This window comes from Delftia sp. WY8 (assembly GCF_018437695.1).
GTDB classification, from domain to species: domain Bacteria; phylum Pseudomonadota; class Gammaproteobacteria; order Burkholderiales; family Burkholderiaceae_C; genus Comamonas; species Comamonas tsuruhatensis.
Genome location: NZ_CP049795.1, coordinates 6,571,471 through 6,594,250 on the forward strand (window position 1 = coordinate 6,571,471; position 22,780 = coordinate 6,594,250).

A 22,780-nucleotide genomic window follows, 5' to 3' on the forward strand; every position below is an offset into this window, starting at 1 on the left:
TTATTCATATTTACGCACCATGGACTATAAAAAATACCTGAAAATATCCGTATTGTTGGCGGACGATCATCCTGGGATAATATCAGGTGTCAGGCATGAATTGTCTGGTGAGTCAGAAATTGCATTGAATGGGAGTGTTTCAAATTCAACCGATCTGATTCAAAAGCTGGAAGAGGGAGGTTTTGATGTGCTTGTATCCGATTACTCCATGCCGACCGGGCAATATGGAGATGGACTGCATTTATTCGGTTATATATCGAGAAGATTCCCAAAATTGGGTCTGGTGGTCCTGACCATGCTGGATAACTCGGCAATACTCCAGGCTCTGGGTCGTGTCTCGAACATCAGTATTGTCAGCAAGGCCGATCCGGTGCTGCATCTTGTTCCCGCGATCCACGCGGCATTCACTGGCGGAGTTTATTTTTCGCCAGCCATCGCCGAGCGGCTGGAAAGAGGTGGTGCGGGCGGGTTGGGCGGAGTGCAGGGGGAGAGAAGAGTGCCTGCCGAGCTGAGCCCCAAGGAGTCCGAGGTAGTGCGGTTGTACGCTGCTGGCCTGCGCATTGATGAAATTGCAGCCAAGCTCAACAGGAGCAAGAAGACCATCAGCACGCAAAAAGTCAAGGCCATGCAAAAGCTCGGCATAGAGCGAGACATAGACCTTATGAAATATGCCTTGGAATGTGGGTGGGTGACATCATCGAGATCTCAATGATGCATGTTCATTCCACCTTCAGTGCCTGTATGTCCTGGATGACTGCTTCAAGCTGGAGCTCCAGCAGCGAGAGCGAATGTCTGTGATATGCCAGCCCATCATGGCCCATGCGGCTTTCCAGGTCGGCGCACCGTATTGACAACTCGACCAGATCAAAGAATCTCAGTGAGCCAGACAGGTTGTGAAGCTCTCTTTGCACATCTTCGCAGTTTGGGCTGGATTTGATGGTTGCCAGAGAAGAGCGCGCAGATTCCAGGAAGGCATTTCTGATGGGTGGCGCAATTTTCTCGAAATGAACGACTTCGTCAGTCGGCAGGAGGCTGTCGGGGTTGGCATGCGTTGAATGGATCGCCATCGTCAGCGCATCAAAAATCCCCTGCGGTGAATGCCAGGATACCGCGATGATGCGGGCATTGATCACTCTGGGCTGCATGGGATGGCTGGCTTCACATTCGATGATGCGTGCCGCTCCTGCCACCAGGCGGTTTTCGTCCTTGGCATTCCATGAAGTCTTCGGCCCGCACAGCACGACAACGTGGAACTTCTGTAGCCGATCCTGGCGAATCGCGGTGGGATGGCGGCATGCCGTGGTCACCAAACCCCACTCCTTGAGCAAAGGGAGCAGATGGGTGTGCTGATCGTCGCATGACGAGATGAACAGAATCTGCTGTCCTGAAAATGGCAGATGGGGCCGCAAGAGTGCATCTGCGACAGGTGTCGTTCCAAAGGCGGTCGGTAGCTTGTCAGGACGGCGTGCGGTGGGGGCACTGTCCGGGGCGGAGATCTGTTTTGTCATGGAAGGCCGAACGTCGGGGGCCGGTCTCTACAGCGAGAAATTTCAAGATGCAGATCAGGCCGACTGATTGAACCACGGCATCCATCCACAGTGCATGTCTAAGGGCATGTGCGCGTGCTTGCCGCGATTGCACGGGGCCAGGCCTGGGCAATGCCGCCCTGCAGAAGTGCAGGCACGCCAATTCAGGTGCACGTTCCAGGTGGGGCCAGAATGAAAAAAGCCTGCAAGTGACTGCAGGCTGTTTTCATGGAGGCGTTTATCCAGGGCTTCAGATGGCGAACTGGGCGCGATCCTTGTCCTTGATCCAGGCGGGCGGCTTGCCGCGTCCGGTCCAGGTGTCACCTGTCTCTGGATTGCGGAACTTGGGGGCCACGGTGGAGGAGGCGCGGCGTGCCGTGAAAATGTCGTCGGCTGTCAGGCCGTAATCCTGAACCAGACCGCGAATCTTGGCGATCACATCACTGACTTCTTGCTTGCGTGCTGTCTGGATCTGGGCCTCAAGTGCTTCGCGCTGCGCCAGAAGTTCTTTGTATGTGTTGCTCACGGTAGTTTGCCTTTCATGGATTGAAGCGCGAATATTAACTGTTTTTTAAGAACCGGTTTGCATGCTTTCGATTATTTCCCCCTATGACCACCATTGCCCGTCCCGAATGCGTTCAAACTGCCAGGTAAACCTTGGGTAAAGAGCCGTTGCGCAGTATGGCGCTGTATGTTCTGCGGGTTTTCAAAATCCTGTGCACCCTCGCTTTCGGGCTGGGCGGAACTGGATAAGCCGTGACTCCGGGTTCTTGGCCGGCGGTGTTGGGATTGAGCGATGCAAGGGCCGCGCTTTACCCAAACTCCGGTGCGGATTCGGAATCCTTCAAGTCCAGTCTGTACGCTGCTTGCCAGATGAGATGCGAACAAATCAGAGGGTGTGGCCCTCCCGTCGACGTGCCTTGTGCAAGCGTCTGGATTTTTCTGTGCAATGCTGTTTATTTGTACAGTATGATGCGGTCATGAGCATCGATCAGATCGCCTTCGCACTCCCCGCAGCCCTTGCCGTCTGGCTGTCCCAATCCCGTTCCGCCGCGCTTCGGCGATGGGCCTGCCTCTTCGGCCTGGGGGGCATGCCGTACTGGATTTACAGCGCGCTGTCTGCCGGGCGCTGGGGCATGTTGGCCTTGGCCTGCGTGTTTGCGCTGGGGTGGCTTTGGGGACTGTGGGTGCACTGGCTGACTCCCCGGCGGCGTGTGGCCATGGATTCGGGCCTTGGCACGATCCAGATCACGCCGGGTACCCGCTGATGCTCGGGGTTGCAGCCAGCAGCCTTGCGTGGTGCCGATCCTGCAGACGAGCATGTGTTTTGCAGGCGCTGCGCATGATGCGTTCGTGAATTTCAAGCGTTCTCACTGGAATTTGATGCAGGTAAAAGCCGAGTGTTTTGCTGGGTTGGTGTGATTTTCGAGCCGACGCGTTGAACGCCTGGACGGGCTGCGATCTCTATGCCCGGCCGTGCATGGCTGAAAGATCCGGACGGAAATTGCTGCAGCGTGTCCTGCCCTCCTGTGCACTGCGGTGGTGCACTCCTTTTCGCTCTTGGTGCAGGCTCACTGATCAGCCTGCTGCGCTGTGCTTTAGTGGATATTTCCGATGGATGAGTTTGGTCTTGTGCATAAAAAGCCACGGAAATCTGCAGTCTGTGCGGGTGCCGGGATGGCGGCACGCTGGCAGCGGCGAGCAAGTGCGAGGCATAGAATCGTTTGCATACAACAGGCAGCCAGCCATCCGACTTGCCTCTAAAAACCACGTGAAATAGCCCACCCCGCCGGCGGTGGGCTTTCTTTTTCGGGCTTTGCTGCGGCGTGCCTGACGCCTGATTTTTCAGTGCGCACCTATGGTTTGCACCTGTTGTCAACCACAAGGTTTGCACACGATGAAATTCACTCTCAACCAACAAGAGGTCGAGATCCAGGGCGTCAGCCCGGAGACGCCGCTGCTTTATGTGCTGCGCAACGACATGCAGCTCAATGGCCCCAAGTTCGGCTGCGGCCTGGGCGAATGCGGCGCATGCGCCGTGCTGATCGACGGCAAGGTGGCCCGCTCCTGCTCCGTTCCCGTGAGCGTGGTCCAGGGCATGAAGGTCACGACGCTGGAAGGCCTGTCCCAGGATGCGACCCAGGCCGAGCACGCCCGGGTGGCGCGTGACTGGGAAGCAGCCCATCCGGCCGCCGTGCCGGGGATGCCTGCCGGCAAGCCCGCAGCCGATGCACAGGGCAAGGCCGTCTACCGACTGCACCCCGTGCAGCAGGCTTTCATTGACGAGCAGGCCGCCCAGTGCGGCTACTGCACCAACGGCATGGTTATGGCCCTGGTGGCCTTGTTCGACCACAAGCCCACGGCCACCGACGAGGAAGTCACCCAGGCCCTGTCCGGCCACCTGTGCCGCTGCGGCACGCATGTGGAAATCATGCGTGCGGCTGCTCGCGCCCGCGTGCTGATCGCCCAGGGAGGTGCAGCATGAGTGCATCCAACCCCCTTCAACTGACGCGCCGCAACCTGCTCAAGCTGGGCGGCATGGTCATGGTCAGCTCGGTGGCGGCCGCTGGCCTGGTGGCTGAAAGCACGGGTACGGCGCCCGCCGTGGCCGGCGCCTTCCCCATTCCCCCCATTGACCGGGTGAGCAGCTTCATCGCCATTGGCGCGGACGGCAGCGTCACGGCCTACCACGGCCACGTGGACCTGGGCACGGGCATCCGTACCTCGCTGGCGCAACTGGTGGCCGATGAGCTCGATGTGGAGTTCGAACGCATCACCATGGTTCTGGGCCACACGGGCCGCACGCCCAACCAGGGCCCGACCATTGCCAGCAACACCATCCAGGTGGACGCCATCCCCATGCGCAAGGCCGCCGCGCAGGTGCGCCAGCTGCTGCTGAGCCTGGCTGCCGAGAAGCTGCAGCAGCCCGTGTCCGCACTGACCACGTCCAAGGGCGCGGTGGTGGCCAAGGGCGGGCGACGCATCGGCTACGGCGAACTGGCCCAGGGCCAGGACCTGAACATTGCGCTGGACAAGGAAGTGCCGCTGCGCACCGGCGGTTTCAACTACATCGGCAAGTCCGTGCAGCGCGTGGACATTCCGGCCAAGGTGCTGGGCGCGCTGGCCTATGTGCACGATGTGCGCGTGCCGGGCATGCTGCACGGCCGCGTGGTGCGCCCGCCCTATGGCGGTGCCGATGCGTCTGCGCCGCTGGGCAGCAGCCTGATCTCTGTGAACGAGCAGTCGGTCGCTCATCTGCCGGGCATCGTCAAGGTGGTGGTGCAGGGCGATTTCGTGGGCATCGTAGCCGAGCGCGAAGAGCAGGCCATTGCCGCCATGCGCCAGCTGGAGGTGAAGTGGAAGGACTGGGCCGGCGTGCCCGACCTGTCGCTGAACGCCATGCACGACACCCTGGTCAAGCACGAGAAGACCGACCGCATGCTGCGCGAGGACGCGGGCATTGACGAGGCCTTCTCGGGCGCCAAGAAGGTGATCGAGGCCGACTACGTCTGGCCCTACCACCTGCATGCCTCCATCGGCCCGTCCTGCGCCGTGGCCGAGGTGTCCGCCAGCCAGATCCAGGTCTGGACCGGATCGCAGAACCCGCACGACGTGCGCAAGGACATCGCCACGCTGACCGGCATGGCGGCCGACCAGATCAATGTGACGCGCCTGGAAGCCTCGGGCTGCTACGGCCGCAATTGCGCGGACGACGTGGCATCCGACGCCGTGCTGCTGTCGCAGGCCGTGGGCCGCCCGGTGCGCGTGCAGCTGATGCGCGAGCAGGAAGCCGCCTGGGAGCCCAAGGGCACGGGCCAATTGATCCGCGTGCGCGGCGGCCTGGACGAGAACCATGCCGTGCTGGGCTATGAGCTCAAGACCTGCTACCCGTCCAACGACGCGGCGGCCCTGGCCCTGATCCTGACGGGCAAGGTGCCCAACAAGCCCAAGGTGCTGCAGATGGGCGACCGTACGGCCATCCCGCAGTACGAGTACCCCAAGATGCGCGTGGTCTCGCAGGATGCGGCGCCCATCGTGCGCGCGTCGTGGATGCGCGGCGTCTCGGCCCTGCCCAACGTCTTTGCCCATGAGTGCTGGATCGACGAATGCGCCTACCTGGCCGGCGAAGACCCGCTGGCCTACCGCCTGCGCTACCTGAAGGACCCGCGCGCCGTGGCGCTGACGCACGCCGCCCGCAAGCAGGCCGGCTGGCAGGACGGCCCGGCCCACCGCAACCCCGCGCCGGCCGACCAGCGCCTGGTCAAGGGCCGCGGCTTTGCCTACGCCCGCTACTACCACAGCAAGTTCCCCGGCTACGGCGCGGCCTGGGCCACCTGGATCTGCGACGTGACCGTGGACCGCGAGACCGGCGTGATCAAGGTGGACAAGGTCTTCGTGGCCCATGACTGCGGCGAGATGGTCAACCCGGCCGGCGTGCGCCACCAGGTGCACGGCAACATCATCCAGTCCACCAGCCGCGTGCTCAAGGAGTACGTGACCTTCGACAGCAAGGGCGTGACCTCGCTGGACTGGGGCGGCTACCCCATCCTGCGCTTTGACGAGCTGCCCGAGATCGACGTGCAACTGGTCGAGCGCCCCGGCGAAGACCCCATGGGCGCGGGCGAATCGGCCTCCGTGCCCAGCGCCGCCGCTGTCTCCAACGCCGTGTTCGACGCCACCGGCGTGCGCCTGCGCGAAGTGCCGTTCACCCCGGCACGCGTGCTGGCCGCACTCAAGGCAAAGGCTGCCGATGCAGCCCCGGCCGACAAGGCACAGAACTGAGAGCGGAGGACCGGAACATGCACACACTCAAGAAAATCACCCTCGGCGTGGTCGGCCTGGCCGCCGTGGCCGGCGCCGCCTTCTGGCTGGCCACGGGCCGCAGCGAAATCGCGCCCCTGCAGCAGATCCCGGTGCAGGAATTCAGCCAGCAGCAGATCGACCAGGGGCGCCGCCTGGCGCACATGGGCGACTGCGCGGTCTGCCACACGGCACCGGGCGGCCAGCGCAACGCAGGCGGCCTGGCCATGCCCAGTCCCTTCGGCACCATCTACTCGACCAACATCACGCCCGATGCCGAAACCGGCATCGGCCGCTGGTCGTACGAGGCCTTCGAGCGCGCCATGCGCCATGGCGTGGACCGCGAGGGCAACTACCTGTACCCGGCCTTCCCGTACACGGCATTCACCCGCGTGACCGATGAGGACATGAAGGCGCTGTACGCCTTCCTGATGACCGAGCCGGCTGTCTCCAACGAGGCACCCAAGACCGCGCTGAACTTCCCGTTCAACGTGCGCCGTGGCCTGGCCCTGTGGAATGCGCTGTACCTGGAGCCGGGCGAGCAGCCCGCGCCCGCCAACCAGTCGGGCGAGTGGATTCGCGGCGCCTACCTGGTCGAAGGCCTGGGCCACTGCGCCGCCTGCCACTCGCCGCGCAACCAGTTCGGCGCCGAGAAAAAGGGTGCCGACCACCTGGCTGGCGCCTTCATCGACGGCTGGGATGCGCCCGCGCTCAACGACAAGGCCGTGGCTCCGCTGCCCTGGACGCGAGAAGACCTGGTCCGCTACATGCAGACCGGTTTCTCGCAGCGCCACGGCGTAGCCGCCGGCCCCATGGCGCCCGTGATCGAAGGCCTGTCCCACCAGTCGGCCGAGGACATCAACGCCATGGCCACCTACCTGATGTCGTACCGCAAGCCTGTGGCAGACGCCGCTGGCGCAGGGGACGCCCAGGCTCTGGTGAAGGAAAAGACCGAGGTTGCCAAGCTGCCGGTCGACGCCCAGGGCTACCGCCTGTACCAGGGCGCCTGCATGGCCTGCCACCGTGCCGATCCCAGCGGCGTGCTGGCCGGCAGCAGCTTCGGGGTGCGTCCCCAGCTGTCGCTGAACACCAACCTGTACAGCGACTCGCCGACCAACGCCATCCATGTGGTGCTCAACGGCATCACGCAACCGGCGCGCCCGCAGCTGGGCACCATGCCCGCCTTCCGCCACAACCTCAGCGACGATCAGATCGCCACGCTGCTCAACACCATGCGCAGCCAGTACGGCCTGCAGCCATGGCCCGGCCTGAGCGACAAGGTCAAGGCCCTGCGCGAGGAAACACGCCCCGGCAAGGTGGCGGCGCACTGAGCTTGCGCCGCGTCATCTGCGCAGCCTGTGTGCTGCGCTAGGATGGCAAGGGACCGCTGTTCCCACAGCGGTCCCTTTTTTTATGGTGACCCGCAAGATGACAAGCCCCATGCCCGACCCCATGCCTGAGCCCATGCCCAATTTCCCCCTGCTGACCGACGCCAACCGCCAATGGCTGGATGCACGTGCCCAGGCCCTGGATGCCGGCAACGGCGAGGCCACGGCCGCCGTCGTGCCCTACCTGGCCGAAGCCGGGCTGCTGGGCCACGGCTTGGCTGATGCCTTGGGCGGGCAGGGCGGCAGCGCCGGCGATGCCATCGAGGCGATTGCCCAGGTGGCCACGCACTCCATGTCCGCCGCCTTTGCCTTCTGGGGCCAGCGCGTGCTGATCGAGATGCTGGCGAACACCGGCAATGCGGCCCTGCGCGGGCGCTGGCTGCCCGCGCTGCTGGCGGGCGAGGCGGCCGGTGCCTCGGGGCTGTCCAACATCATGAAATTCCTCAGCGGGCTGGAGGCACTCAATATCCGCGCCACGGCCCGGGAAGGGGGCGGCTGGCTGCTCAACGGCAGCGTGCCCTGGTGCACCAACCTGCGCGGGCCGCGCTTTCTGGCCGCCATTGCCGTGGCGCGTGACGACGGCGCGCCGCCCATGATCGTGGCCCTGCCGTCCGACCGGCCGGGCCTGGAGCGCTCGCCGGATCTGGAGTTGATCGCCCTGCGCGGCACCAACACCGCCGCCTTGCAACTCAAGGACGTGGCCATCACCGAAGACGATCTGCTGGCCGAGCGCGCCGGCGGATTCCTGCCGCGTGTGCGGCCGGCCTTCCTGGGCATGCAATGCGGCCTGTCCATCGGGCTGGCGCGCGCGGCCTGTGCGCAGGCCGCCTCGCGCATGGGGCAGGGCGGGCATGTGCTGCAGCAGCCGCTGGACGATACCCGCAGCCATCTGGAGCAGGCGGTGGCGGCACTCAAGGCCGGTGTCGAGGCCGGCGATTTCGTGGAGGCACCCGAGCGGCTTTTCGCGCTGCGCCTGGCCCTGCACGACTGCGTGCAGCAGGCCATGCAGCTGGAGCTGCAGACGGCCGGTGGCCGCGCCTACAGCCTGGATGCGGACGATGGCTTTGCCCGCCGCTGGCGTGAATCGGCCTTCATCCCCATCGTCACGCCCAGCGTGATCCAGTTGCGCGCCGAGCTGCAAAAACTGCAAAAGCTCGGCGCCTGACGGCTCAGCCCGCCTTGGCTGCGGGCTGCAGCGCCGGCTCCAGCGCCGTGTCCAGCAGCAGCAAGGCGGTTTGCACTGCAGCTAGCAGCCGCTGGCGCGGCACGCCATCGCGGGCCTGCACGGAGATGCCGTGCAGTTGCGTGGCATAGAAATCCCCCAGCGCCTGCACATCGGTGCCGGCGCGCAACTCGCCCTCATCCAGCGCGCGCTGAAGGCGGTCGATCAGGGACTGCGTGCGCTGGCGGCGGTGTTCGGCCAGCCAGGCGGCGACTGCCTCGTTTTCCTCGGCGCAATTGGTGGCGGCGGTGACCACCATGCAGCCCAGCGGATGGGCATCGTCCGTATAGGTGGCCACGGCATCGCGCAGCACGCGCGCCAGGGCGTCGCGCACGCGCGGCTCCTGGGCCATGGCGCGGTCGGCAAAGCCGCCATCACCGGCCTCGTAGTGCTGCACGGCCTCGCGGAACAGGTCCTGCTTGCTGCCGAAGGCCGCATAGATGCGCGCTGACGCAATGCCCAGCGCCTGCACCAGGTCAGCCATGGACGTGCCCTCGTAGCCGCGCCGCCAGAACGCCAGCATGGCGCGCTCCAGCGCCTGGTCTCGGTCAAATTCCCTGGGTCTTCCGGCCATCTTCCTCATCCTTCTCAACAGTCAGGGCGGCATCTTAGCGGCGCCGTGATGCTGTCTTGCATCGGCTTCGCAAAAGCAGCCGCATTGGCGTGATACTATTCTTTGTCGATCAACAAACAATAGCTCAACGCAAGGAAATCACATGCAGACCATCAAGGGCCCAAGCCTTCATCTGGCGCAGTTCGCCGACAACAAGGCACCGTTCAATTCCCTGGAAGACATCGCACGCTGGGCAGCCGGCGTGGGCTTCAAGGGCCTGCAGATTCCCGCCTGGGACCAGCGCCTGTTCGACGTGGCCACGGCCGCCAGCAGCCAGACCTATTGCGACGATGTCAACGGCATGCTGGCCTCGCACGGCCTGGTGGCCAGCGAGCTGACCACGCACATCTTTGGCCAGCTCGTGGCCGTGCACCCGGCCTACGACGCCATGTGCGACAGCTTTGCGCCCGAGGCGCTGCGCGGCAATCCGGCCGCACGCACGGCGTGGGCGCTGGAGCAGCTCAAGCTGTCGGCCCGTGCATCGCGCCGCATGGGGCTGAGCGACATGGGCACGTTCTCGGGCTCGTTCGCCTGGCCCTATCTGTTCCCGTTCCCGCAGCGCCCGGCCGGCCTGATCGAAACCGCCTTCGAGGAGCTGGCGCGCCGCTGGCGCCCCATCCTCGACGCCTGCGACGAGCAGGGCGTGAACCTGTGCTACGAAATCCACCCCAGCGAAGACCTGCACGACGGCACCAGCTTCGAGCGCTTCCATGAACTGGTGGGCCAGCACGCGCGCTGCAAGATCCTGTTCGATCCCAGCCATTTCGTGCTGCAGCAGCTCAACTACCTCGACTACATCGACATCTACCGCGAGCACATCCGCATGTTCCATGTGAAGGATGCGGAGTTCCTGCCCAGCGGGCGCCAGGGCATCTACGGCGGCTATTCCTCGTGGCTGGAGCGGGCAGGGCGCTTCCGTTCGCTGGGTGACGGGCAGGTGGACTTCAAGGCCATCTTCTCCAAGTTCGCCCAGTACGACTACCAGGGCTGGGCCTCGCTGGAATGGGAGTGCTGCCTCAAGGACCAGGAAGACGGGGCACGCGAGGGCGTGGACTTCATCAACCGCCACATCATCCGCGTCACCGACAAGATCTTTGACGACTTCGCCGGCGCTCCCGTGGACCAGCGCCAGATCAACGCCATGCTCGGCATCGCCTGAGCAAGCCCGCAGCCAAAGAACCTCAAAAAGAATCCAACAATGAACGCTTTCACATCGAACGCCCTGCGCAAGCAGGAAGACCAGGCCTGCGGGTTCTCGCACGACTACGTGCGCATCGACGGCCGCCGCATCCACTGCATCACGGCCGGGCAGGGCGCGCCCGTGCTGCTGATCCCGGGCTGGCCCCAGACCTGGTATGCCTGGCGCCATGTCATGCAGGCGCTGGCGGCGCAGGGCTTCCAGGCCATTGCCGTCGATCCGCCGGGCACGGGCTTTTCGGACCGGCCCGACACCGGCTACGACACGGGCTCCATCGCGCTGACCCTGCACCGCACCATGCTGGCGCTGGGCCATGAGCGCTACCAGGTCGCCGGCCACGACGTGGGCATGTGGGTGGCCTATGCGCTGGCCAGCGACCAGCCGCAGGCCGTGCAGTCCCTGGCGCTGACCGAGGCCGTGATCCCCGGCCTGGCGCCCGAGCCCAGCATATTTGCGCCGCCAGAGCAGAACATCTTCCTGTGGCACTTCATGTTCAACCAGCTGGCCGACCTGCCCGAGACCCTGATCGCGGGGCGCGAGCGTGCCTACCTGGAATTCATGTTCAACCGCTGGTCGCTGCGGCGCGACCGCGTGGCCGTCGACGTCTATGTCGATGCCTATGCGGCGCCCGGTGGCCTGCGCGGCGGCTTTGCCTACTACCGCGCCATTCCCGAAACCATCCGCCAGAACCGCGAGCGTGCGCTGCGCCCGCTGGCCATGCCCGTGCTGGCCATTGGCGCCGAGCATGCCACGGCCGATGCGCCGCTGGCCACGCTGCGCGGCCATGCCGATGACCTGTCGGGCGTGATCGTGCCGGGCTGCGGCCACTTCATCATGGAGGAGGCTGCCGAGCCCTTCATCGCCGAACTGCTGCCCTTCCTGCAAAGGACGCTGTGACCATGGGCCTGGACGCTGACATTGCGCGCTATCTCGCCGAGCTGGCGCAGGCAACCCAGGCCGTGGCCCCGCCCACGCCGCCCACGCTGGCGGAGCTGCGCGAGGCCACCGACGCCGGGCTGCGCGCCCTGCATGGCCCGGCCGAGGCCATGGCCCGCACCGAAGACTTCACGCTGCCCGCGCGCGACGGTGCGCCGCTGCGCGTGCGCATCTACCGGCCGCTGGCCTCGGACACACCCACGCCCCAGCCCGCCCTGGTCTTCGCCCACGGCGGCGGCTGGTGCCTGGGTTCGCTGGAGGTCTACGACAACCCCTGCCGCGCACTGGCCATGGCAACGGGCGCCGTCGTGGTCTCGGTGGACTACCGGCTGGCGCCCGAGCACCGCTTTCCCGTGCCGCTGCATGACTTCTGCGATGCCATTGCCTGGACCTTTGAGCAGGCCGATGCGCTGGGCCTGGATCGCAGGCGCATCGGCGTGGCCGGAGACAGCGCGGGCGGCAACCTCGCGGCCGCCGCCTGCCTGCTGGCACGGCAGCAAGAAGGCTGGGGAGCGGCGGGCGCACCGGCCATCGCCCACCAGCTGCTGCTGTACCCGGCACTGGACGCGGCCATGGACTCGCCGTCGTTCCACCAGTTTGGAGAGGACCATTACCTCACGCGTGCGGCCATGGAGTACTGCTATGGCGCGTACCTGGGCGATGCGGCACCGGGGCGGCACGAACTTGTCTCTCCGCTGCGCGCGGAACACCTGGCAGGCCTTCCCCAAGCCACGGTGATCAGCTGCGAATACGACCCGCTGCGCGACGAGGCCGAAGCCTATGCGCAGCGGCTGGCGCAGTCCGGTGTGGCGGTAAAGGCCGTACGCCTGTCCGGCATGGTGCACGCCTGCATGCACATGCTGGGGCTGGCGCCGGCATCACGCCGCCTGTTTGACGAAGCGGGTGCCGCCGTGCGCCAGGCTTTCGGCACGGCCATCGGCTGAGGGTTGCCGGGTGCAGGTCAGGCCTGCGCCAGGAACACGGCCACCAGCGCATTCGCATGGCCGTGCCCCATCTGGTGCTGGGCCTTGAGCCAGCCCACCAGTTCCATGTGCTTGCGGGTGTCCTGCTGTTGCAGCAGGTCCATCCAGTGCGCAATCGGCTGGCCGTAGGTCTTCTCGATGGAAGGGAAATACGAGGCCGGTCCCTTGACCTTGCTTGTCTCCGTCATGGCGCCTGTCCTTTTTCTGTGATGCGGGTGGCAGATTGTGCTGCTGGTGCTGTCCGGGCCGGCAGGCAGGGTCAGGTCAGGAACAGCACATCCTTGTGCTGCGGGGCAGGGGGCAGCACCTCGCCGGTCAGCTCGCGCAGCGTGGCCTCGATCATCTGCGACATGGCGTCCAGCGCCAGGTCATTGGGTGCCGTGCCGAAGGGCTCCTCCAGCTCGGCGCCCAGCGCCTCCAGCGCGAAGAAGGTGTAGGCGATGAAGGCCACGATCACCGGCGTCATGAAGCCGATGGAATCCACCAGGCCGAAGGGCAGCAGCAGGCAGTACAGGTAGATGGTGCGGTGGATGATCACCGCATAGGTGAAGGGAATCGGCGTTCCCGCAATGCGTTCGCAGCCGCCCAGCGCCTCGCCCAGCTTGCACAGCGGCGCCTCCATGGCGGGCACCAGCACGGGCTGCAGGCTGCCGTCTTGGCGGCGCGCCTGCAGCCATTCGCCGGCCATGAGCAGCAGCACGGCAGGCTTGAAGCGCGCCGTGGCCAGGCGCTCGCAGTCGACGGCGGGCAGCAGGCGGCGCATGTCGGCCGCGGCATCGGTGCCGCGCAACTGGTGGCGCAGCGCGTGCACGAAGGCCGCCAGCACCATGGCCAGGGCCGGGGCGTGCTGCGGTGCATCCGTCAAGGTCCGGGCCTGGCGCACCAGGGAGCGCGTCTCGTTGAGCAGGGTGCCCCACAGCGTGCGCGCCTCCCAATAGCGCGCATAGCTGGTGCTGTTGCGAAAGCCCAGGAAGATGGCCAGCGTCAGCCCGATCAGCGAAAACGGCACGAAGTTCAGCGGCACCTTCCACGCAAACAGCTGGCCATGCAGGGCCGTGACCAGCACGGCGAACAAGGTGGCGGCCATCAGTTGGGGCAGGATGTCGGGCAGCACCGAGCCGCGCAGCACGAAGAGCATGCGCAGCCAGTGGGGGCGGGGCCGGATGATCATGAAAGCTTGTTCCGTGATGGAAAAGAGGGCGCAAGAGGATGCAAGAGGGCGCAGCAGCCCCGCAACTCTAACCGCCCCGCGCAGTCAGTGCGCCACCTGCGCGCCACCTGTGCGCCACTTAGACTGGCTAACACCACCGATCCACGAAGCGCGCGCAGATGATCGCTGCCGCCAATTTCAGCAGCGCTTCGTGGATATCCAGCCGTCGTTCAAAGCGGATTCGCAGCTTGCCAAAGCCTGCAAACCAGCTGTGCGTCCTCTCCACCACCCACCGGTGTTTGCCCAGCCGCTCGCTGCTCTCAATGCCTCGTCTGGCAATTCGGCCAATGATGCCCCGCTGCCTCAGGTGGGCTCGGCATCGCTTGAAGTCGTAGCCTTTGTCGGCGTGCAGCTTTGCCGGTCTTCTACGGGGACGTCCTGGCAGGCCAGCAATCGCAGGAATCGCGTCCACGCACCTCTCGAACATCTTGGAGTCGTGCCGGTTCGCGCCGCTGACCAAGATCACCAGCGGGATGCCTCTGGCATCTACGACGATGTGCCGCTTGGAGCCGAGCTTGCCTCTGTCCGTGGGGTTTGGGCCCGTTTCCTGGCCCCCCGGGGGCTTGGTACCGAGGAGCCATCAATGCTGGCCCGGCTCCAATCGATTTGGTCATGTTCACGCAAGCGAGTCAGCATGGCCTGGTGCAGCTGCTCCCAGACACCAGCGGCGTTCCAGTCGCGTAGGCGCCGCCAGCAAGTCATGCCGCTGCCGTAGCCCAGGGATTGGGGAAGGTCTTCCCATGGAATGCCTGTTTGCAGCACGAACAAGATGCCGTTGAGGGCGGCCTCATCGCTGACTGCGAGCTTGCGCGCACCGCCTTTGGCAGAAGGCACGAAGGCTGGGATCAGGGGTTGTAGCTGTCGCCACAGTTCTTTGCTAACGGGTCGTCTTGCCATGAGGGCAGCGAGCATAACTGCTCTGCGGGGGCCTGTGACGAAGTGGTGTTAGCCACTCTAAGCCTGGCTCTGTAGGACGTGCGCGCAGGGGCTGGCGCGCCCCGGGACCACGCCTTGCCCCGTGGCGCCTGTGCTGTGATGGCGGCTTGTCCAACCAACGCACAGGAGAAACACATGTCCGAGAAAACCGCTTCCGTCCATTGGGAAGGTGCAGGCAAGACCGGCCAGGGCCGCATCAGCACGGAGACCGGCGCGCTCAAGGACCATCCCTACGGGTTCGGCAGCCGCTTCGGGGATGACCGAAAGGGAACGAATCCCGAGGAGATCGTGGGCGCCGCGCATGCGGCGTGTTTCACGATGGCCTTTGCCTTTGCCTGCGAGAAGGCGGGCATCGCCACCGAGATGCTGGACACCACGGCCAAGGTCCGGCTTGCCAAGGATGGCGAGGGCTTCAAGATCGACCGCATCGCGCTCACGCTGCAGGCCAAGGTGCCCGGTATCGACGATGCGCAGTTCCAGAAAATCGCCCAGGAGGCCAAGTCCCAGTGCCCGCTGTCCAAGGCACTGGCAGGCGTGCCCGAGGTGACCCTGGTGGCCACGCTGCTGCATTGAGTCCGCACAGGCGCTTGTGCCGGGAGGTGGGGCGGGGCAGGTGAAGCACTCTGGCTTGCCGAGTGCTCAATCCTGGGCTGTGAAGCCTTTGCCGCAATCGCCGCAGATCAGGTTCAGCCCCGGCTTGCCCCAGACATTGACAGGCGCCGCGCAACCGCCGCACCGGTACTTGATGCGCAGGGACTTGTTGACGGGCTGCACGGTGGTCTCGCCGGTGGTGGAGCCCGGCACCGCCACCGAGGTGCCCACGGGCCGCACGGCTTCGGCCAGGGCGGGCACGGAGGACATGGGCGGCTGGGTGCCCTGCATGCCCTGGAGCTGCGTGGCCATGCTCCACTGGCCCGTGACCACATGCTCGATGGCCGGGAAGCGGTCGTACCAGCTCAGCTGGAAGCGCGTGGTCAGCAAGGCATCGCAGGCCGCCAGGAAGGGGCCGCCCGCCACGGCGTAGTCGGCCATCATGTCGCCCGTGCGCCGCCCGCCGGGCCGGCCCGTGGACGAGGGCATGAGGCCCAGCGATTCCAGCTTGTCCGCCCATTCCTCGTTGTGGTAACGCGCACGGCCCGGCTTGCCGAAGTGGTGCTGCCACAGGTGCGTCATCTCATGCACCAGGGTCTGCAGCGTCTCGATGATGGGCACCGCCGCGAAGTAGGCGGGGTTGAGCGCAATCTCGTCGGTGGTGCTGCCGTCCAGCGAGGCAAAGCGCGCGGCAGAGAAATAACCGCAGGTGCGTTTCTCGCGCTGCAGCGTGATCAGGCAATGGGGCAGGGCATCGTCAAAAAGGCGCTGGTTGAAGTGCTCGTAGGCCTGCTGCAGTTCGGAATAGGTTTCGCGCGTGGGTGCGGAGCGGACGGGGGCGGCGGGCATTAATGGATTGTGCAATACAACCGTGTGAACATTGCCCCAAATCGACGTGGCAAGACCGGTATCGAAATTCAGAGCTGTCTGATTGAAAATAGCTATAAAGAATCAATAATTCATTTCCATGAAATTTATTGATCGACAGGGTGCCAGTTGCCATATACCGGGACTGCTGTACGACGGAGTACTTTCCGCTGAGGACTGGCAGTCTGCGCTGGACGCCATGCGGCAGGCGCTGGGCGCGTCCGTTTTCCATTTCTTCACGCTGGGCAGCACTGGTGGCGGGGTGGTCGAGAGCGTGCACAACCACGACCTGGCGGGCATCGATGCCGATAAATTGCGTGAATACGAAACCCACTACGTTGGCGAGGACCTGCGCATGTCCGTCGTGGCGAGCCTGCCCCAGGGCCAGTTCATGCTCGACCATGAGCACTTCAGCGCATGGGAGATGTCGCGCAATGCGGTCTACGTCGATGTGCTGGCGCCCCACGGACTTCGCAACACGCTGGGTGTCAAGGTGCGCGACGAGGGGGGGACGCAGGACTTCCTGGGTTTCATGCGTCCTACGGATCGTGGAATCTATGGCGTACAGGAGCGGGTCTTCATGCAGCAGTGGATGCCCGATCTGGCGCGTGCCGCCCGCCTGCGCATGCACATGGGCGGACTGGCGCGGCAGGCGGCTTTGGGATTCACAGCCCTGGACAACTTGCCGCAAGGCATTGCACTTGTGGATTCAAATTGCCGCATCCACTACTGCAACCCCTCGGCCGACTGCCTGCTGGCAGCTTTTTGCGAAGCCTTGTCTGTGCGCCACGGCCTGCTGCGCTGCGTTGACGGGCAGGCCCAGGCGCAACTGCTACATCTTGTGGCCCAGGCTTGCGGCCATCATGCACAGGGCCTGGCCGGGGCGCTGTGCCTGACGGCAGGCTCTGCGTTGCGGTTGATGGTGACGGTCCTGCCGCTCAAGCCCAGCCATGCCGCTGCGTTCCGCCAGCGGCCCATGGCTTTGCTGGTAATGGCGGATGCCGGTACGCCATTTTCTGGCCCGAGTCCCGGACTCGTGCAGGAAGCGCTGGGTTTGTCGCCCTCGGAAGCGCGTCTGGCGGTGCTGCTTGCCACGGGCAGGACCGTCAAGGACTACGCCCGGATAGAGGGGTGCAGCTGGCATACGGCGCGCACCCACATGAAGAACCTGATGCGCAAGACAGGTTGCCACCGGCAGGTGGAATTGGTGGGGCTGCTGCAATCCCTGCAGCCGAGGTGAGTCCGTGCAACAACGCATCGATGCCATCGCCGGTCAGCTGTATGAGGGGGTGCTCGCTCCCCAGGCCTGGAGCGAGGCGCTCGCGGGAATGTGCGCGCAATTGCAGGCGGGCGTCTTTCACTATTTCACGCTGAATGCTGGCGAGGCAGCCGTTCCGCAAAGCGCAAGCAATCTGGAAAGCTTCGGTCTGCATCACGACTTGATGCAGGAGTACGAGACACACCACGCGCGCAACGACCTGCGGATGGCAACCGTGCAGCGGCTGCCCGTGGCCCAGGTCATGCTGGACCATGAGCACATCAGTGCCAGGCAGGCGTCACAGAACAGCGTCTATACGGATTGGCTGGTTCCGCTGGGACTGCGGCATACCGCCGCTGCCACCGTTCGCGTGGAAGGCAATGCGCGTGATTTCATCAGTTTCATGCGCCCCAGGGATGCCGGCGTCTATGGTGCACAGGACAAGGCATTCCTAGAGCATTTGATGCCGCACATCGAGCGGGCCGGCCGCTTGCGCGCGCGCATGGGCCAGCTATGCGGCCAGGCAGCATGGGGACTCGCGGCACTGGATGCGCTGGCGCAGGCACTGCTCGTCGTGGATGCTCGGTGCCGGCTGCAGCATGCCAATCCGGCGGCAGAGCGCCTGCTCGCAACATTCGGCACGTTGCAATGTGTGCACGGCGGGCTGCGATGCACTTCGGGCGAGGCGCATGCACGCTTGCAAGGCTTGGTCTCCGCCGCTTGCGCCAATCCCGCAAAGGCGGCTGCCTTGGTGCTCCAAGGCAGCCGGTCCAGCCAGTCCCTGCTCAGGCTGACTGCGTTGCCTCTGGCGGCCAACCATGCGTTTGCCGCGCCGTGGCAACAGCCCCTGGCCCTGATCTTTCTGACGTTGCCCGGCTCCATGGTTTTGCAGAATCAAGGCCTGGTGGGCGAGATGCTGGGCCTGTCACCCAGCGAGACCCGCCTTCTGTTGCTTCTGGCAGGCGGAAAGACCGTGAAGGACTATGCCTTGATGGAAGGATGCAGTTGGCATACGGCGCGCACCCACATGAAGAACCTGATGCGCAAGACGGGCTGCCATCGGCAGGTGGAATTGGTGCAACTGCTGCAGGGGTGGGGAATGGTGTGAACAGTCCCTGCCCATCGCGCAGCGCCTTGCGGGCTGGGCGATGGATTGGGCGCTGGTCACGCAGCCCTTGCTTCAGGGGGTGTATTGCAGGTTGTAGTACATCTCCCTGCCGTTGCGGTCAGCGTAGACGAGGAGGAACTCGGCATAGTTCGTGGCCGATGCACCGTCCGGCTTGCCTCCAAAAGGTATGGTGGCCGAGGTGGCTCCTTTGGGAACAGGCACGGTCAGGTTGGGCGTGCGTACCGTGGGCAGGCCGGAGGCAGACCCCGCCGCAGCGCCCTGCCGGTAGGAACTGAGTACTGAAAGTGCCATGGGCATGCTGCCCGCTGGCGGTTGCGCAGCCGACCAGACAACCTGCGCGCTGCCGCCGCCGGCCTTGAAGCCGGCCACGATCTCGCCCTCTGAGGGCGAGATGGTGTTGAACTGGGGATAGGCATTGACAGGTATCTGCGCAAACGCATAAGACCCGCTCTTCAGCGTGACCTGATAGGTGGCGATGGGTGTTTTGCCTTGCTGTCCGTTGACGGCTTTCCAGCCATCGTCGGCATGGATATCGAAGCGCACCTCGGTTCCCGCTGCCAGGCCCAGCGCTGCGAAACGGTTGTCACCGTCTGCCATGGCGGCAGCATCGAACCCGCTGCGCACGGTGGAGCCCCACGAGTCGTTGGCCACACCCAGTTGCGCGTTGGTGCAATCTGCCGTGCCGGCGTTGGCCACGTCGTTGCTGGCGTTCGATCGACACTGCCGGAAGTTGTTGGTGTCCGCATAGCTGGCGTTGCCCCGCACGCCTTGCATTTCGGGTGCATCGCGCATGATGCGTGGCGACAGCAGCTTGAGCGAGTTGCGCGCGCCGCCTGCCTGCGCCGACGGCCAACTGACAATGGCGTAAGTTGCCAGCCGAGCAGGATCGGAAATGCCAAACTGCACCTCGCGCCGCAAGTGGAACGGACTGGCGGACGGTTCGCCGTCGGACAGCTGGCGTACCACATTGGCGCGGTTGCGCGACACCAGTCCCACGCTTACCACGCGCTGATTGCCCAGGCTGCGCATCTCGGCTGCATTGCGGGGAGTGGCGCAGGTGCCGCTGCTGCTTCCTGCGATCAGAGTTTCGCGCTGGTCCCTTGTGCTGGTCCCGTCCGTGAATTTTTCGTCGTAGCTGATATCCACCTCATGCCGTGCGGATCCGTCGGCATTGGTGGCTTTGCGCTCTGCCAGGATTTGCAGATTTTCGAAGCTCCGCCCAATCTGATAGGCATTGGAGGCCTGGACCTGGGTCTGGTTTTCATCCCAATGGGTGACCAGACGCTCCTTGCTGCTGCCGTTGCCCAGGTAGCAGTCGTCGAGATGCGCAAAGCGCTCGGTGCCTTTGGCGGGCAACTGGGTGGCGGTCAGCGCCTGTCTGGCATCCATGTACTTCTGCACCAACTCCTGGGTCGTTTGTGTTGGTGGTGCAACCGGTGGCGTCACTTCGTTGTCTCCGCCACCGCCACTGCCACCTCCGCAAGCCGTAAGCGCGAGCACGGCACCGGCGATGAGGGTGGGGCGCAATTTGGGGGTCTGCTTGGTCATTGGGTATCTGCCTTTCAAACGATTGGGAATGGGCGGCGCAAGGATTCGATGGTTTCCCTCATCCGCCTAGACAGCAGTCTTCCCAGCCATGGTGCGCAAGGCCATACCGCATTTGCGGGATGGCTTCGGCACTGGCTCTGGGATGAAATATTTTTTGAGCGGAGTTTTCAGGAGCTGCAGGCACTATTCGCTTTATTTTGCGATTGGCCCTTTGTAAACATCAAAGCCCGCAGGACTGTTGCAGCACCCAGGAGTTCATCGAACGAATTTTCTATTGAGCTGGTCAATATGCGGTCATATCCTCTTCCAGGATGCGAAAACTAATTGACGATGGTGAGTGATCCATAGGAGCCCTGGCCGCCACGCACGCTATAGAGCTGCGTGCGTCCCGCGCCTGTGGCCCCGCTTACCGTCACTTCCCCTGTATTTCGATCCGCATAGGAGCACGCTCCCTTGTTGCCGCTGCCATTGATGGCCCGTATGCCAAGATAGCTGACTCCTGAGCTGACGGGCACCTCAAAACAACTTGGCTGGTTGAAAAGTTCGGAACGAGCAACTTCCCTTTCATTCAATGTGATGGCTAGAATGTCTCCATCCTCGCATTCATTGTCTTTCATGCAGACATCGATATATTTTTGGCCTGCCATATTTGTATTTGCGCTGAAATTCCCCCAATCTGCCAATTGCTGATTGATGGCGTCAGAAACGAACTGGTCCCAGGAAATGGTTTCGTAAGGTGATATCCGATAGCTGCATGACCGGTTGTCCTCGATTTCCTTGTTGACAGTCGTTTTCTTGTCGGGTGTGCCACTATCCCAACGGATGGACTTGAACAGGTATTTGTCAATTTCTCTTTGCAATTCGGCCGGTGCCACGCGTGGTGGACTATCAATGCAGATCATGCGCTGATCGCCCATGACAGGACCGGTGAGCTTGACACGCTTGCCACCATCTCCTGTGGCGACTGCGATGGCATCCAAGACTTCCTCTGCACCACTGCACCCTGTCATCAAGACCGCGATGGGACACGCGATCAAGGAAAAGACAAGCTGACGCGTCCACTGGTTTCTTGTTGAGTTCCATTCCATTTTGATTCCCTTCAGTTGATGTGAAAAATAACAACCACGGGAAGGAATAATGAATTGTTTGTCCCAGTGAAAATATACCGCAGATGCGGTATTGATCTTCAGGACGCAGCAAGCATTGCAGTAGAAGTACTGCCAGATTTCTGAAATGGAAAAAGAAACTATTCTTTGCTTTCCTGCACCCTCAACGCCTGCCCAATCGCATAGAACTGCCCACCCGCCACGTAGTGCAGGCTGCGCAGCGCGGGGTCGGCGCTCTCGAAGTGCCAGTGGCCGTTGCGGAATACGCGGGTGTCGGACCACGCGCCCACGATCTCGCCGATGAACAGGTCGTAGGCCTGCTGGTTGTGGGGTTCCGGGATCAGCCTGCAGGCCAGCCAGCCGGCGCAGCCGTCCACGAAGGGCAGGTCGAACCCGTCCATGCCGAACAACTGAACGCCGCTGGTGGCGAGCTTGCCGGCATCGGTGGACAGGCTGAGCGTGCCGACCTGGTGCGTGAGCTGCAACTGGGCGGCCGTGGGCACCTGGATCACGAACATGCCGCTGTGCTCGACCAAGGCGCGCGTGGCCGTGGCCTTGTCCAGCACCACGGTGAGCTTCGGGGGCGCAAAGTCCAGCGCGCAGCACCAGGCTGCGGCCATGACGTTGTCCACGCCGCCGTGGCGTGCCGAGACCAGGACGGTGGGGCCGTGGTTGATCAGTCGGTAGGACTTGGCGAGATCGACCGGGGCAATATGCGGGTTCATGCAGGGGTTCCTGAATGGTTCTGTTTTTGCGCGTGCGGGCGCCGGGTTCATTCGGCCAGTGCCTCGGAGCCCACGATATGGACGCCGGGTCTGGCGTTGACAGCAGCCTCTATCAAAGCCTGGGCAATGCGGTGCGCGGGGTTGAGCCGCCAGCGCCGGGGCAGCAGCGGGCCCAGGGCGCCAAGAAGGCTGACCATGAAGCGCTCGCCCGCCCGGTGCTCGGTGCGCGGGCCGCTGATCAGGCCGGGGCGCACGAAGGTGAGGGAGGCAAAGCCTTGCGCCTGCAGGTCGCGCTCGAGCTCACCCTTGACGCGGTTGTAGAAGATGCGCGAGCCGGCGTCGGCGCCCATGGCCGAGTTCAGCACATAGGTGGGCGTGCCGTGCCGATGGGCCAGGCGGGCGGCCAGCAGCGGGTAGTCATGGTCCACGCGCCGAAAAGCCGGCTGGCTGCCGGCTGTCTTGATGGTGGTGCCCAGAGTGCAGACCAGGGCATCGGCGCTCCACCAGTTGGCATCTTCGGACAGGTGCTCGAAATCGACGATGGGGGCGAGCAGCCTGGGATGCGCCGGCAGCGCCCGGCGTACCGGGGCCACGACGCGGGTGATGCGGCTGTCGGCCAGGGCCTGTTGCAGCACCTGGCTGCCCACCAGCCCCGTGGCGCCTACGATCAGCAGTTGCATGGCTTGGTCTTTCGCTTGGTCATTCGATGAGGACGCAGATCAGCCAGTGTGCCGCAGATCGTGG

At 64.2% G+C, this 22,780-nt stretch carries 23 protein-coding genes; 12 read left to right on the top strand and 11 right to left on the bottom strand.

Annotated features, from left to right (window positions below):
- The first annotated feature begins 19 nt into the window (after positions 1-19).
- Positions 20-712, top strand: a complete 693-nt coding sequence (locus G4D77_RS30090) for a response regulator (RefSeq protein WP_016451730.1) — start codon at positions 20-22, stop codon at positions 710-712.
- Positions 713-719: 7 nt separating this feature from the next.
- On the opposite strand, the gene G4D77_RS30095 is transcribed toward G4D77_RS30090, so the two are convergent.
- Both G4D77_RS30095 and G4D77_RS30100 read right to left on the bottom strand, forming a co-directional pair.
- On the bottom strand, positions 720-1,508 hold the full coding sequence (locus G4D77_RS30095; protein WP_227740999.1) for an Hpt domain-containing protein: 789 nt from the start codon (positions 1,506-1,508) through the stop codon (positions 720-722).
- Positions 1,509-1,776: 268 nt separating this feature from the next.
- Complete coding sequence (locus G4D77_RS30100) at positions 1,777-2,052, bottom strand: H-NS histone family protein (RefSeq protein WP_016447060.1); 276 nt, start codon at positions 2,050-2,052, stop codon at positions 1,777-1,779.
- A gap of 454 nt (positions 2,053-2,506) precedes the next feature.
- Here G4D77_RS30100 and G4D77_RS30105 point away from each other — a divergent pair, with 454 nt between their 5' ends.
- From G4D77_RS30105 to G4D77_RS30125, 5 genes are all read left to right on the top strand, one after another.
- Positions 2,507-2,794: a hypothetical protein gene (locus tag G4D77_RS30105; RefSeq protein WP_016447059.1), complete on the top strand. Its 288-nt coding sequence runs from the start codon at positions 2,507-2,509 to the stop codon at positions 2,792-2,794.
- A 629-nt stretch (positions 2,795-3,423) separates the two neighbouring features.
- Complete coding sequence (locus G4D77_RS30110) at positions 3,424-4,011, top strand: (2Fe-2S)-binding protein (protein WP_013802282.1); 588 nt, start codon at positions 3,424-3,426, stop codon at positions 4,009-4,011.
- Entirely contained in the window at positions 4,008-6,308 is a 2,301-nt protein-coding gene (locus tag G4D77_RS30115) for a xanthine dehydrogenase family protein molybdopterin-binding subunit (protein WP_154834236.1), read from the top strand. Before G4D77_RS30110 ends, G4D77_RS30115 begins: the two co-directional genes overlap by 4 nt.
- Before the next feature lie 17 nt (positions 6,309-6,325).
- Positions 6,326-7,657, top strand: coding sequence for a c-type cytochrome (locus G4D77_RS30120; RefSeq protein ID WP_154834237.1), 1,332 nt, complete (start codon positions 6,326-6,328; stop codon positions 7,655-7,657).
- Positions 7,658-7,739: 82 nt separating this feature from the next.
- The gene (locus G4D77_RS30125; RefSeq protein ID WP_154834238.1) at positions 7,740-8,879 is read left to right on the top strand and encodes an acyl-CoA dehydrogenase family protein; all 1,140 of its coding nucleotides are present in this window, start codon (positions 7,740-7,742) and stop codon (positions 8,877-8,879) included.
- A 4-nt stretch (positions 8,880-8,883) separates the two neighbouring features.
- On the opposite strand, the gene G4D77_RS30130 is transcribed toward G4D77_RS30125, so the two are convergent.
- A complete protein-coding gene (locus tag G4D77_RS30130) occupies positions 8,884-9,510 on the bottom strand; it encodes a TetR/AcrR family transcriptional regulator (RefSeq protein WP_154834239.1) in 627 nt (208 codons plus the stop codon).
- 142 nt (positions 9,511-9,652) lie between these two features.
- On the opposite strand from G4D77_RS30130, the gene G4D77_RS30135 reads away from it, so the two are divergent.
- From G4D77_RS30135 to G4D77_RS30145, 3 genes are read left to right on the top strand one after another with little or no spacing between them, the layout of a single operon-like run.
- Positions 9,653-10,708 (top strand): sugar phosphate isomerase/epimerase family protein, encoded by a 1,056-nt coding sequence (locus G4D77_RS30135; protein WP_016447053.1) that lies wholly within the window; start codon positions 9,653-9,655, stop codon positions 10,706-10,708.
- A 39-nt stretch (positions 10,709-10,747) separates the two neighbouring features.
- Entirely contained in the window at positions 10,748-11,644 is an 897-nt protein-coding gene (locus G4D77_RS30140; RefSeq protein WP_016447052.1) for an alpha/beta fold hydrolase, read from the top strand.
- A 2-nt stretch (positions 11,645-11,646) separates the two neighbouring features.
- Positions 11,647-12,627: an alpha/beta hydrolase gene (locus G4D77_RS30145; RefSeq protein ID WP_213757835.1), complete on the top strand. Its 981-nt coding sequence runs from the start codon at positions 11,647-11,649 to the stop codon at positions 12,625-12,627.
- Positions 12,628-12,644: 17 nt separating this feature from the next.
- Here G4D77_RS30145 and G4D77_RS30150 read toward each other — a convergent pair whose 3' ends face one another.
- From G4D77_RS30150 to G4D77_RS30160, 3 genes are all read right to left on the bottom strand, one after another.
- A complete protein-coding gene (locus tag G4D77_RS30150; RefSeq protein WP_013802290.1) occupies positions 12,645-12,854 on the bottom strand; it encodes a DUF4287 domain-containing protein in 210 nt (69 codons plus the stop codon).
- A gap of 71 nt (positions 12,855-12,925) precedes the next feature.
- Positions 12,926-13,837: a bestrophin family protein gene (locus G4D77_RS30155; protein WP_154834240.1), complete on the bottom strand. Its 912-nt coding sequence runs from the start codon at positions 13,835-13,837 to the stop codon at positions 12,926-12,928.
- A gap of 127 nt (positions 13,838-13,964) precedes the next feature.
- Positions 13,965-14,773, bottom strand: a protein-coding gene (locus tag G4D77_RS30160) for an IS5 family transposase (RefSeq protein ID WP_085930546.1) whose coding sequence is annotated in 2 segments (ribosomal slippage) — positions 13,965-14,443 and positions 14,443-14,773 — 810 coding nt in all. Because the reading frame shifts where the segments join, the coding sequence is not laid out codon by codon here.
- A gap of 174 nt (positions 14,774-14,947) precedes the next feature.
- Between G4D77_RS30160 and G4D77_RS30165 the strand changes: the two genes are divergently transcribed.
- Positions 14,948-15,385: an OsmC family protein gene (locus G4D77_RS30165; protein WP_016447025.1), complete on the top strand. Its 438-nt coding sequence runs from the start codon at positions 14,948-14,950 to the stop codon at positions 15,383-15,385.
- A 66-nt stretch (positions 15,386-15,451) separates the two neighbouring features.
- Here G4D77_RS30165 and G4D77_RS30170 read toward each other — a convergent pair whose 3' ends face one another.
- Positions 15,452-16,252: a SprT-like domain-containing protein gene (locus tag G4D77_RS30170; RefSeq protein ID WP_154834241.1), complete on the bottom strand. Its 801-nt coding sequence runs from the start codon at positions 16,250-16,252 to the stop codon at positions 15,452-15,454.
- Between the two features lie 118 nt (positions 16,253-16,370).
- Between G4D77_RS30170 and G4D77_RS30175 the strand changes: the two genes are divergently transcribed.
- Together G4D77_RS30175 and G4D77_RS30180 are read left to right on the top strand one after the other, a co-directional pair.
- A complete protein-coding gene (locus tag G4D77_RS30175; protein ID WP_154834242.1) occupies positions 16,371-17,510 on the top strand; it encodes a helix-turn-helix transcriptional regulator in 1,140 nt (379 codons plus the stop codon).
- A 4-nt stretch (positions 17,511-17,514) separates the two neighbouring features.
- The gene (locus tag G4D77_RS30180; RefSeq protein WP_154834243.1) at positions 17,515-18,636 is read left to right on the top strand and encodes a helix-turn-helix transcriptional regulator; all 1,122 of its coding nucleotides are present in this window, start codon (positions 17,515-17,517) and stop codon (positions 18,634-18,636) included.
- A 72-nt stretch (positions 18,637-18,708) separates the two neighbouring features.
- Here the strand turns inward: G4D77_RS30180 and G4D77_RS30185 are convergent, their stop codons facing one another.
- The 4 genes from G4D77_RS30185 to G4D77_RS30200 all read right to left on the bottom strand — a co-directional run bounded on the left by G4D77_RS30185 (position 18,709) and on the right by G4D77_RS30200 (position 22,716).
- Positions 18,709-20,205: a hypothetical protein gene (locus G4D77_RS30185; RefSeq protein ID WP_154834244.1), complete on the bottom strand. Its 1,497-nt coding sequence runs from the start codon at positions 20,203-20,205 to the stop codon at positions 18,709-18,711.
- A 320-nt stretch (positions 20,206-20,525) separates the two neighbouring features.
- On the bottom strand, positions 20,526-21,293 hold the full coding sequence (locus tag G4D77_RS30190; RefSeq protein ID WP_154834245.1) for a hypothetical protein: 768 nt from the start codon (positions 21,291-21,293) through the stop codon (positions 20,526-20,528).
- Positions 21,294-21,451: 158 nt separating this feature from the next.
- Positions 21,452-22,036 carry a flavin reductase family protein gene (locus G4D77_RS30195; protein ID WP_047327288.1) on the bottom strand — a complete coding sequence of 195 codons (585 nt, stop codon included), beginning with the start codon at positions 22,034-22,036 and terminating at the stop codon, positions 21,452-21,454.
- 47 nt (positions 22,037-22,083) lie between these two features.
- Positions 22,084-22,716, bottom strand: a complete 633-nt coding sequence (locus tag G4D77_RS30200; protein WP_154834246.1) for a Rossmann-fold NAD(P)-binding domain-containing protein — start codon at positions 22,714-22,716, stop codon at positions 22,084-22,086.
- Between the last annotated feature and the right edge of the window lie 64 nt (positions 22,717-22,780).

What these genes read in the sequence shown, in the direction of transcription:
- G4D77_RS30090 (WP_016451730.1), top strand. Translation starts at nt 20, where the DNA reads ATGGACTATAAAAAATACCTGAAAATATCCGTATTGTTGGCGGACGAT.
- G4D77_RS30095 (WP_227740999.1), bottom strand. Translation starts at nt 1,508, where the DNA reads ATGACAAAACAGATCTCCGCCCCGGACAGTGCCCCCACCGCACGCCGT.
- G4D77_RS30175 (WP_154834242.1), top strand. Translation starts at nt 16,371, where the DNA reads ATGAAATTTATTGATCGACAGGGTGCCAGTTGCCATATACCGGGACTG.
- G4D77_RS30165 (WP_016447025.1), top strand. Translation starts at nt 14,948, where the DNA reads ATGTCCGAGAAAACCGCTTCCGTCCATTGGGAAGGTGCAGGCAAGACC.
- G4D77_RS30105 (WP_016447059.1), top strand. Translation starts at nt 2,507, where the DNA reads ATGAGCATCGATCAGATCGCCTTCGCACTCCCCGCAGCCCTTGCCGTC.
- G4D77_RS30145 (WP_213757835.1), top strand. Translation starts at nt 11,647, where the DNA reads ATGGGCCTGGACGCTGACATTGCGCGCTATCTCGCCGAGCTGGCGCAG.
- G4D77_RS30200 (WP_154834246.1), bottom strand. Translation starts at nt 22,716, where the DNA reads ATGCAACTGCTGATCGTAGGCGCCACGGGGCTGGTGGGCAGCCAGGTG.
- G4D77_RS30170 (WP_154834241.1), bottom strand. Translation starts at nt 16,252, where the DNA reads ATGCCCGCCGCCCCCGTCCGCTCCGCACCCACGCGCGAAACCTATTCC.
- G4D77_RS30135 (WP_016447053.1), top strand. Translation starts at nt 9,653, where the DNA reads ATGCAGACCATCAAGGGCCCAAGCCTTCATCTGGCGCAGTTCGCCGAC.
- G4D77_RS30130 (WP_154834239.1), bottom strand. Translation starts at nt 9,510, where the DNA reads ATGGCCGGAAGACCCAGGGAATTTGACCGAGACCAGGCGCTGGAGCGC.
- G4D77_RS30110 (WP_013802282.1), top strand. Translation starts at nt 3,424, where the DNA reads ATGAAATTCACTCTCAACCAACAAGAGGTCGAGATCCAGGGCGTCAGC.
- G4D77_RS30115 (WP_154834236.1), top strand. Translation starts at nt 4,008, where the DNA reads ATGAGTGCATCCAACCCCCTTCAACTGACGCGCCGCAACCTGCTCAAG.
- G4D77_RS30190 (WP_154834245.1), bottom strand. Translation starts at nt 21,293, where the DNA reads ATGGAATGGAACTCAACAAGAAACCAGTGGACGCGTCAGCTTGTCTTT.
- G4D77_RS30195 (WP_047327288.1), bottom strand. Translation starts at nt 22,036, where the DNA reads ATGAACCCGCATATTGCCCCGGTCGATCTCGCCAAGTCCTACCGACTG.
- G4D77_RS30150 (WP_013802290.1), bottom strand. Translation starts at nt 12,854, where the DNA reads ATGACGGAGACAAGCAAGGTCAAGGGACCGGCCTCGTATTTCCCTTCC.
- G4D77_RS30125 (WP_154834238.1), top strand. Translation starts at nt 7,740, where the DNA reads ATGGTGACCCGCAAGATGACAAGCCCCATGCCCGACCCCATGCCTGAG.
- G4D77_RS30185 (WP_154834244.1), bottom strand. Translation starts at nt 20,205, where the DNA reads ATGACCAAGCAGACCCCCAAATTGCGCCCCACCCTCATCGCCGGTGCC.
- G4D77_RS30140 (WP_016447052.1), top strand. Translation starts at nt 10,748, where the DNA reads ATGAACGCTTTCACATCGAACGCCCTGCGCAAGCAGGAAGACCAGGCC.
- G4D77_RS30120 (WP_154834237.1), top strand. Translation starts at nt 6,326, where the DNA reads ATGCACACACTCAAGAAAATCACCCTCGGCGTGGTCGGCCTGGCCGCC.
- G4D77_RS30155 (WP_154834240.1), bottom strand. Translation starts at nt 13,837, where the DNA reads ATGATCATCCGGCCCCGCCCCCACTGGCTGCGCATGCTCTTCGTGCTG.